This window comes from Ruegeria sp. (genome assembly GCF_028066395.1).
GTDB lineage: Bacteria > Pseudomonadota > Alphaproteobacteria > Rhodobacterales > Rhodobacteraceae > Ruegeria.
This window is the reverse complement of sequence record NZ_JALCBM010000001.1, coordinates 73,489-82,639: the sequence shown is the minus strand read 5'-3', so window position 1 is coordinate 82,639 and position 9,151 is coordinate 73,489. Positions and strand designations below refer to the sequence as shown.

The window sequence follows — 9,151 nt, the reverse complement described above, 5'->3', positions numbered from 1 at the left end:
TCTCGGTCGAGGAGTTGCTGGAGGTTTGTGACGGGTTCCTGCTGACCGGTGGCCGTCCCAATGTCCATCCCGAGGAATATGGCGAAGCTGCCACTGCCGCGCATGGCGAGTTTGATAGGGCGCGGGATGCGATCACCCTGCCTCTGGTCCGGGCCTGCGCGCAGCGGGGGCAGCCGTTTTTCGGGATCTGTCGCGGGTTTCAGGAGGTCAATGTGGCCATGGGCGGCACGCTCTATCCGGAGATCCGTGACCTGCCGGGGCGGCAGAACCACCGCATGCCACCTGATGGCACTTTGGAGGAGAAATTCGCCTTGCGCCATGTGGTTACCCTGACCGACGGCGGCGTGTTCCACCGTCTGTTCGGTGCGCGTGAGGTGATGACCAACACGTTGCACGGGCAGGGGATCAAGACGGTCGGGCAGGATATCGTGGTCGACGGTCATGCGCCCGATGGCACGCCCGAGGCGATTTACATCAAGGACGCTCCAGGGTTCACCCTGTCGGTGCAATGGCACCCGGAATGGGACGCGGCCAATGATCCGGTCTCGCGCCCGCTGTTCGAGGCGTTCGGGGATGCGGTGCGCGCCTGGGCTGGTTGCAAGCGCAAGTCACCCCTGCAGCGGTCCGCCTGACGACCGGCCCGTTTTAGGGGGCGGTCAAATCGGTCATACCAACAGATCGAACTGCTTGTTCAGCGGCAACGCCCGCGCCCGTTCGCCTGTCAGATCGAATAGCGCATTGCCCAGGGCGGGCATCGAGGGCGGAGTTCCGGGTTCCCCAACGCCGCCAAGATGTTTGTTGGTCTCCAGCACGCGCACCTCGGTCACCGGGGTGTTGTGCATGCGCAGGGCGTCGTAGTCAGGGAAATTGTACTGTTCGACCTCGCCATCGGCGAAGGTGATCTCGCCCTGCGCGGCGGCGGACAGGCCATAGATCATGCCACCGATCATTTGCGCCTCGACCGTCGCCGGGTCCAGCGCGAGGCCGACATCGCAGGCAATCCAGGCCTTGCTGATGCGGATGGTGCCGTCTTCATCCACCACCTCGATCACTTGCGCGACCGGAGTTCCAAAGCTGTAGGTCAGCGCCACGCCGCGACCGACGCCAGCAGGGGTCTTGCCGGTCCAGCCTGACATCTCTTTGACCGCCTGAAGGCACCCGGCGGAGGGTGCGTGTTCGCTGCTTGTAAGCTCTAGCCGGAAGTCCAACGGGTCGCGTCCGGCGGCGTGGGCCAGTTCGTCCATGAAGGTCTCGTGGAAGAACCCGTTATGGCTGTTCCCGACCGAGCGCCAGAAGCCCACCGGCACGGTCAGATCGGCGATATGGCCGCTCATGCGGTAGTTCGGCACCGCGTAGGGCTGGTTGAAGAAACCCTCGACCAGTACCTTGTCGGGGCCGCCACCCGGGAAGCCGGTATAGCGTTCCACCGCCTGCTGGGTCGGCGATTGCGATGCGACCTTGCCGTCGATCAGCACCGCTTTGCCGTCTTTGACCGCACCGCGCATCCGCGCCATCGCGCCGGGGCGGAAAAAGTCGTGGCGCATGTCTTCTTCGCGGCTCCACGTGGTTTGCACGGGCGTCCCGGGCAGGGCCATGGCGACCTTGGTGGCGATCTCGCTGAAGTCCAGCTCGCCGCGGCGACCAAAACCGCCGCCCAGATAGGGAGTATGAATCTCGACCGCTTCGGTATCCAGATTGGCCACATTGGCGACACGCATCTGGATCAGGGTCGGGGCCTGATTGCCGCACCACAGGTCCAGCTTGGTGCCGGTGAACAGCGCGGTGGCGTTCATCGGCTCCATCGTCGCATGGGCAAGATAGGGGGCAGAGTATTCGGCGGTGATCTCGGTCGCGCCTTCGGGCAGCACATCAACATCGCCGTCATCGCGCATGGTCGAGTTCGGGGCGTCGTCAAACGCCTTGGCGATCTGGTTGAACAGCCCGTCTGTATCGGGCGGATAGGGGGCCTCGCCCCAATCGACGTCAATGGCCTCGACCGCTTGAATGGCCAGCCATGTGTTGCTGGCGATGACCGCAACGCCGGTGCCCAGATCGACGATCTTTTCAACGCCGGGCATAGCTTCGGCCGTGCTGGCGTCAAAGCCGTTCATCTGACCGCCCAGACGCGGGTTCATGCGGACCGAGGCGAATTTCAGACCTTCGGGCCGGACATCAATGCCGAATGTGGCGGTGCCGGTGGACTTGCCCGGAATATCGACGCGCGGCTGAGGTTGGCCCAGCAGCCGCCATTCGGAAGGGTCGCGCAGTTTCGCCTCGGGTGGTTCGATCTGGCCCGCAGCCTCGGCCAGTTCGGTATAGGGAATGCGGGTGCCGTCGGGCGCAACAACCGCACCGTTTTCGGTCTGCAACTGGTGCCGGTCCACGCCCAGCCGGTCTGCGGCGGCCTGCTTCAGCGTCTCGCGCGCGGTGGCTCCGGCCATGCGCATCCGTTCGAACCCGTCTTTCATCGAGGTCGAACCGCCGGTGACCTGCAGGCTTAGCGTTCTGCCGAGCACGCCCAAGGCCTCACCCAGATTGTGCTGGAAATCCGAGATGTCGTAGCCCTTGTTCGGCAATCCCTCACCGACCAGCGCCGAGTTGTAATAGGCCGCCGCGGCCGGACCGTGCAGAACGCGAATCTGGTCCAATTCCACGTCCAGTTCCTCGGCAATCAGCGTGGCCCATGTGGTCATGACGCCCTGACCCATCTCGGCGCGGGGTGCGAACAGGGTGACGCCCTGCTGGTCGATCAGAACGAACGGGCTGAGCGCGGTTTCGCCCTTGCCCGGTTTCAACGGGTTGGCGGCGGGGCGCGAGACGTAATAGGCTCCAAAGGCCACGCCGCCGACAATCGCGGCCGAGCCGATCAGGAAGGTGCGGCGCAGGATTTTTCCGATGCTGGCCATGGCTCAGACCTCCTTCAGTTTGGCGGCGGCGTCGTGGATCGCGGCGCGGATGCGGGGATAGGTGCCGCAGCGGCACAGGTTGCCCTGCATCGCATCGTCGATATCGGCATCGCTGGGCGCGGGGTTTTCGGCCAGCAAAGCCGCTGCCTGCATGATCTGCCCGGACTGGCAATAGCCGCATTGCGCCACCTGATGATCAACCCAGGCCTGCTGGATCGTGGCCATCGCGTCGGGCGTGCCCAGCCCTTCGATCGTGGTGACATCACCCCAGACATCCGACAGGGCCACCTGACACGACCGCACGGCCTCACCATCGATATGCACGGTACAGGCCCCGCAGGCGGCCACGCCGCAGCCGAACTTGGTGCCGGTCAGGCCGACCTCATCGCGGAGAACCCAAAGCAGGGGAACGTCACCGGGCAGATCGACCTGATGGGCTTGTCCGTTGATCTTCAGGGTGGTCGCCATGGCGCACCTCTTTTTGGCTGTGGCTGGTTCCTGACATATTTAATCGAAAGTGTCAGGGTGTCAATTGACAAAATAAGCAAAAACTGTCAGGGCTGCGGATATGGACAATGTGAGTGACGATCCCCGGCTGGCGGCCATTTTGAATTCGGCCTTTCAGGCCTTTGCGGCCTATGGGTTCCGCAAGACCTCGATGGATGACATCGCCAAGGGGGCGGGGATGTCGCGGCCTGCGGTCTATCTGCACTTCAAGAACAAAGAGGCCATCGTTCGCGCCCTGACCCGGCAGTATTACGACCAGAAGATCGCGCTTGTGGCGCAGGCGCTACAAGGCGACGGCCCGGTGCCACAGGTGCTGGACCGGGCGATTCAGGCGCAGTCCGAGGGCATGGCGGCCATCCTCGCCTCACCCCATGGGCTTGAGATGCTGGACGCCACCAAATCCATGTCCACCGATATCGTGGAACAAGGCGAGGGCGAACTGACCGCGCTTTATGCGGATTGGCTACGTCGAGAGGGCGCTGCGGGGCGGGCACGTTTGCTGATGGGCGCGGATGAAACCGCGCGCACCATCACGGCAGCACTAAAGGGCATCAAGATGACTGCTCCGGGGGCCGAGGAATTCGAACAGAGGATCGCCCAACTGGCCGCCCTGCTGGGCGCGGGGCTGGAGGTCAGGTAACCCGCTGACGTATCTTGTATTCTGGCTTGTCCCATAGGCGATTGGCGATGATATCGGCCAGAATTTCGACCGCCTGTTCCACATCATCTTTGTCGATATACAGCGGTGTGAAGCCGAACCGGATAATATCGGGTGCGCGGAAATCGCCGATCACGCCGCGCGCGATCAGGGCCTGCATGGCCGCGTAGCCTTCCCTGAAGCGAAACGACACCTGACTGCCGCGCCGCAGCGGGTCGCGCGGGCTGGCCAGTTCCAGACCGGGGCAGGTGGCCTCGACCCCGGCGATGAACTGTTCGGTCAGTTCGATGGATCGGGCGCGTATATCGGCCATGTCGGCCATGTCCCAGATATCCATCGCCGAGGACAGCGCCGTCATCTGAATGACCGGCGGGGTGCCGACGCGCATACGCTCGATCCCCGCGCCGGGGCGGTAATCCAGATCAAAGGCAAAGGGCGCTTCGTGGCCCAGCCAACCGGACAGCGCCGGTCGGACCTGACCGGACAGGCGCGGTGCGACATAGATGAAAGCGGGCGCGCCCGGCCCGCCATTGAGATACTTATAGGTGCAGCCCACCGCGAAATCGGCGTTACACCCCGCCAGATACACCGGGATCGCGCCCGCCGAATGGGCCAGATCCCAGACCGTGACCACGCCATTGGCATGGGCCAGCTCGGTCAGCGCCTTCATGTCATGTATACGGCCCGAGCGATAATCGACCTCGGTCAGCATCAGCACGGCGACCTCTTCGGTGATATGCGCCGCGACCTCCTCGGGGTCGACGACGCGCAGCTCATAGTCCGGTCCAAGCGAGCGCAGCAGCCCGTCGGCCATATAAAGGTCGGACGGGAAATTGCCATTATCCGACAGGACCACCTTGCGCCCCGGGTTCATCTCCAATGCCGAGGCGACCGCCTGATAGACTTTGATCGACAGGGTGTCGCCCACGACAACACTACCGGGCTCTGCCCCGATCAACCGCCCGATCCGGTCGCCCAGCCCGGTCGGCAGACCCATCCAGCCCGCCTTGTTCCAGCCGGTGATCAGCATCTGACCCCATTCATCGTTCAGCATCTCTTGCACCCGCGTGCCAACCGCTCGGGGCAGGGGACCCAGAGAGTTCCCGTCCAGATAGATCACCCCTTCGGGCAGGTCGAACATGGCCTTGGTGCGGGTGAAATCGGTCATGGGGCCTCGCGCTGTTATGTGATGCCCCACCGGCCTATCCGATCCGCCCTGACCTGTCCATCTGTGCCGCATTTGGGCCTGCGACACCCTGGGCTTTTGCCTTCCTTGCCTGAAAGCGGTAGGAGGTGATCTGAAAACGACACGGCCTTAGACCCCGTGTCGCAGCAGGAGGCACCCATGCGTCGGATCGACATCCCGCCTGTTTGGCTGATCGGCTTTGCGCTGCTGGCCTGGCTGCAGGCGCGGGTGCTGCCGCTGGGCCTGTCGCTGGAGGGTGCGGTTACCGATCTGCTCAGCGGTTTGCTGATCGGTGGGGGCGTCGTGCTGGCGGTGCTGGCGATTGTCGAATTCCGCCGCCACCGGACCACTGTGATCCCGCACGAGGTGCCCTCGGCCATGGTGCAATCCGGCATCTACAAGCGCAGCCGCAACCCGATCTATCTGGGCGACGTGCTGATCCTGGCCGGGCTGATCCTGCGCTTTGACGCGGTGCTGTCTCTGGTTCTGGTTCCGATCTTTGTCTGGGTGTTGGAACGGCGTTTCATTCTGCCGGAAGAGGACCGCCTGCGCCGCACCTTCCGGGCCGATTTTGCCCGCTACGAACGTCAAACCCGACGATGGATTTGAGCCTGTGTTAAATGTGACACAACGTCAGAAATGCTGCGCTTGCGAAATAATCTTTCGCAAGATAGATCAGGACTTGAAGAACAATACCCACCATATGTGTAATCAGACTGAATATTAGGGGGAAGCGCCGTTGAAAATAGGAACGCCAAAGGAAAGTTTTGACGGCGAGAACCGGGTGGCCATGACCCCGGATTCAGCCCGTCAATTGCAGAAGCTGGGCTATGACTGCCTGATCGAGAAAGGCGCCGGTGCTGCCGCCGGGTTCTCGGACGCAGCTTATGAAGAAGCCGGGGTCGAGGTGGTCAAGACCGCCGCGTCGCTGTGGAAAGCTGCCGACATCATCGCCAAGGTGCGTCAGCCGAATGAGACCGAGCTGAAGCGGCTGACCAAGGACAAGACGCTGATTTCCTTCTTTAATCCTGCCGGGAATGAAGAGGGGATGGAGGCGGCCAAATCCAAGGGCGCCAATGTGATCGCCATGGAAATGGTGCCCCGCATCAGCCGCGCCCAGAAGATGGACGCACTGTCGTCGATGGCAAATATCGCCGGTTACCGTGCGGTGATCGAGGCGGGCAACAACTTTGGCCGGTTCTTCACCGGTCAGGTGACCGCCGCCGGTAAGGTGCCGCCTGCCAAGGTGCTGATCGTCGGGGCCGGCGTTGCCGGTCTGGCGGCCATCGGTACGTCCACCTCGCTGGGCGCGATCACCTATGCGTTCGACGTGCGCCCCGAAGTGGCCGAGCAGGTCGAATCGATGGGGGCCGAGTTCGTCTATCTGGATTTCGAAGAAGAACAGCAGGACGGTGCGGCCACTGGCGGTTATGCCTCGGTCCAGTCCGATGAATTCCGCGAAGCGCAGTTGGCCAAATTCCGCGAGCTTGCGCCTGAAATGGATATCGTCATCACGACGGCGCTGATCCCGAACCGCGAAGCGCCCGAGCTTTGGACCAAGGACATGGTCGAGGCGATGAAGCCGGGCTCGGTCATCGTGGACCTTGCGGCGGAAAAAGGCGGCAACTGCAAGCTGACCGTCGCGGATGAGAAGATCGTGACCGACAATGGCGTGACCATCATCGGCTATACCGACTTCCCCAGCCGGATGGCGGCACAGTCCTCGTCGCTTTATGCCACCAACATCCGTCACATGATGACGGACCTGACGCCCGAGAAGGACGGCCAGATCAATCACGACATGGAAGATGACGTGATCCGTGGCGCGACCGTCACCCATCAGGGTGAGATCACCTTCCCGCCGCCGCCGCCCAAGGTGCAGGCGATTGCGGCGCAGAAAAAGCCCGAGGTCAAGGAACTGACCCCGGAAGAAAAGCGCGCGCAGGAGATTGCGGCGTTCAAGGCGCAGACCAAGCAGCAGTTCACTCTGCTGGGTGTGGGTGGCGCGCTGATGCTGTTGGTGGGGCTGATCGCTCCGGCCAGCTTCATGCAGCACTTTATCGTCTTTGTGTTGGCGATCTTTGTGGGCTTCCAGGTGATCTGGAACGTTTCGCATTCGCTGCACACTCCGTTGATGGCGATCACCAACGCGATCTCGTCGATCATCATCGTCGGGGCGCTTATGCAGATCGGATCGGGGTCGTTCCTGGTCATCTTGCTGGCGGCGCTGTCTGTCTTCATGGCCGGGATCAACATCTTCGGCGGCTTCCTCGTAACCCGGCGCATGCTTGCCATGTTCCAGAAATCTTAAGGAGGCCGGGCACATGGAATTTGGCTTCACCACTGCCGCCTATGTCGTTGCGGCTGTTCTGTTCATCCTTTCGCTCGGCGGTCTGTCGAACCAGGAAAGCGCCAAGCGCGCGGTCTGGTATGGCATCGTCGGTATGGCGCTGGCGGTCTTTGCCACGCTGGTTGGCCCCGGTTCGGGTCTGTGGCTGCTGTCGCTGCTGCTGATCATCGGCGGTGGTCTGATCGGTCAATATGTGGCGCAACGCGTGCAAATGACCGAGATGCCGCAACTGGTGGCCGCGATGCACTCGCTGGTTGGTCTGGCGGCTGTGTTCGTGGGATTCAACGCGCATTTTGAGATCGGCAATGTGGCGCAGGTCATGGCCATCAAGGATAGCGCAGGTCAGGCGGATCTGTCTGATCTGGGCGCGTTTGCCAAGCTGATCGCCAAGAAAACCTCGGCCGAGCTGGCGATCCTGCATGTGGAACTGTTCCTGGGCATCTTCATTGGTGCGATCACCTTTACCGGGTCGGTCGTGGCCTATGGCAAGCTGGCGGGCAAGGTGACCTCGGCGGCGACCAAGCTGCCCGGCGGTCATGCTCTGAACGCGGCGGCGGCGGGTCTCTCGCTGATCTGTCTGATCTGGTACACCTCGACCGGTGGTCTGTTCCCGCTGATCCTGATGACGCTGGCGGCGCTGTTCATCGGCTATCACCTGATCATGGGTATCGGCGGGGCCGACATGCCGGTGGTTGTGTCGATGCTGAACAGCTACTCGGGCTGGGCCGCGGCGGCGATTGGTTTCTCGCTGGGCAATGACCTGCTGATCGTTGTTGGCGCGCTGGTTGGCTCGTCCGGTGCGATCCTGTCCTACATCATGTGCAAGGCGATGAACCGCCACTTTGTCAGTGTGATCCTGGGTGGCTTTGGCGGTGCCTCGGGTCCTCAGATGGAGGTCGAGGGCGAGCAGGTGGCGATCGATGCCGATGGTGTGGCTGCGGCGCTGAATGACGCCGACAGCGTGATCATCATCCCCGGATACGGCATGGCCGTGGCGCAGGCGCAGCAATCGGTGTCTGAACTGGTCCGCAAGCTGCGCGCCAAGGGCAAAGAGGTGCGTTTCGCGATCCACCCGGTTGCCGGGCGTCTGCCGGGGCACATGAACGTGCTGCTGGCCGAGGCGAAGGTGCCGTATGACATCGTTCTGGAAATGGACGAGATCAACGAGGACTTCCCGGAGACGGATGTGGCCATCGTCATCGGCTCGAACGACATCGTGAACCCTGCGGCGCAGGAGGACCCCAACAGCCCCATCGCAGGGATGCCGGTTCTGGAATGCTGGAAGGCCAAGCAGGTGTTTGTCAGCAAACGCGGGCAGGGCACTGGCTATTCGGGTATCGAAAACCCGTTGTTCTTCAAGGAGAACACCCGCATGTTCTATGGCGATGCCAAGCAGTCTTTGGACAAGCTGCTGCCGATGATCGACTGATCTGAGGGTGTAGGCAAGTTGCAAAGGGCGCCTTTGGGCGCCCTTTTCTTTTTGGGTCATGTGGGGGGCTTTGCCCCCTCGGCCTGCGGCCTCACCCCCAGGATATTTATAGCCA

Annotated in this window: 8 protein-coding genes; 5 read left to right on the top strand and 3 right to left on the bottom strand. The window is 62.5% G+C overall.

Annotation, left to right across the window (positions count from 1 at the left end):
- On the top strand, positions 1-632 hold a 632-nt coding region (locus MPJ51_RS00435), incomplete at its 5' end, for a gamma-glutamyl-gamma-aminobutyrate hydrolase family protein (protein ID WP_298381021.1).
- A gap of 33 nt (positions 633-665) precedes the next feature.
- Here the strand turns inward: MPJ51_RS00435 and MPJ51_RS00430 are convergent.
- On the bottom strand, positions 666-2,906 hold the full coding sequence (locus MPJ51_RS00430) for a molybdopterin cofactor-binding domain-containing protein (RefSeq protein ID WP_298381020.1): 2,241 nt from the start codon (positions 2,904-2,906) through the stop codon (positions 666-668).
- A 3-nt stretch (positions 2,907-2,909) separates the two neighbouring features.
- Complete coding sequence (locus MPJ51_RS00425; RefSeq protein ID WP_298381019.1) at positions 2,910-3,374, bottom strand: (2Fe-2S)-binding protein; 465 nt, start codon at positions 3,372-3,374, stop codon at positions 2,910-2,912.
- Positions 3,375-3,474: 100 nt separating this feature from the next.
- On the opposite strand from MPJ51_RS00425, the gene MPJ51_RS00420 reads away from it, so the two are divergent.
- Positions 3,475-4,053 carry a TetR/AcrR family transcriptional regulator gene (locus MPJ51_RS00420; RefSeq protein ID WP_298381018.1) on the top strand — a complete coding sequence of 193 codons (579 nt, stop codon included), beginning with the start codon at positions 3,475-3,477 and terminating at the stop codon, positions 4,051-4,053.
- Here MPJ51_RS00420 and kynU read toward each other — a convergent pair.
- On the bottom strand, positions 4,046-5,239 hold the full coding sequence (gene kynU, locus MPJ51_RS00415; protein WP_298381017.1) for a kynureninase: 1,194 nt from the start codon (positions 5,237-5,239) through the stop codon (positions 4,046-4,048). The genes MPJ51_RS00420 and kynU overlap by 8 nt on opposite strands.
- A gap of 177 nt (positions 5,240-5,416) precedes the next feature.
- Between kynU and MPJ51_RS00410 the strand changes: the two genes are divergently transcribed.
- The 3 genes from MPJ51_RS00410 to MPJ51_RS00400 all read left to right on the top strand — a co-directional run bounded on the left by MPJ51_RS00410 (position 5,417) and on the right by MPJ51_RS00400 (position 9,036).
- Positions 5,417-5,866: an isoprenylcysteine carboxylmethyltransferase family protein gene (locus MPJ51_RS00410; RefSeq protein ID WP_298381016.1), complete on the top strand. Its 450-nt coding sequence runs from the start codon at positions 5,417-5,419 to the stop codon at positions 5,864-5,866.
- A 130-nt stretch (positions 5,867-5,996) separates the two neighbouring features.
- On the top strand, positions 5,997-7,568 hold the full coding sequence (locus MPJ51_RS00405; RefSeq protein WP_298381015.1) for a Re/Si-specific NAD(P)(+) transhydrogenase subunit alpha: 1,572 nt from the start codon (positions 5,997-5,999) through the stop codon (positions 7,566-7,568).
- A 13-nt stretch (positions 7,569-7,581) separates the two neighbouring features.
- Positions 7,582-9,036: an NAD(P)(+) transhydrogenase (Re/Si-specific) subunit beta gene (locus tag MPJ51_RS00400; protein WP_298381014.1), complete on the top strand. Its 1,455-nt coding sequence runs from the start codon at positions 7,582-7,584 to the stop codon at positions 9,034-9,036.
- Positions 9,037-9,151 lie beyond the last annotated feature (115 nt).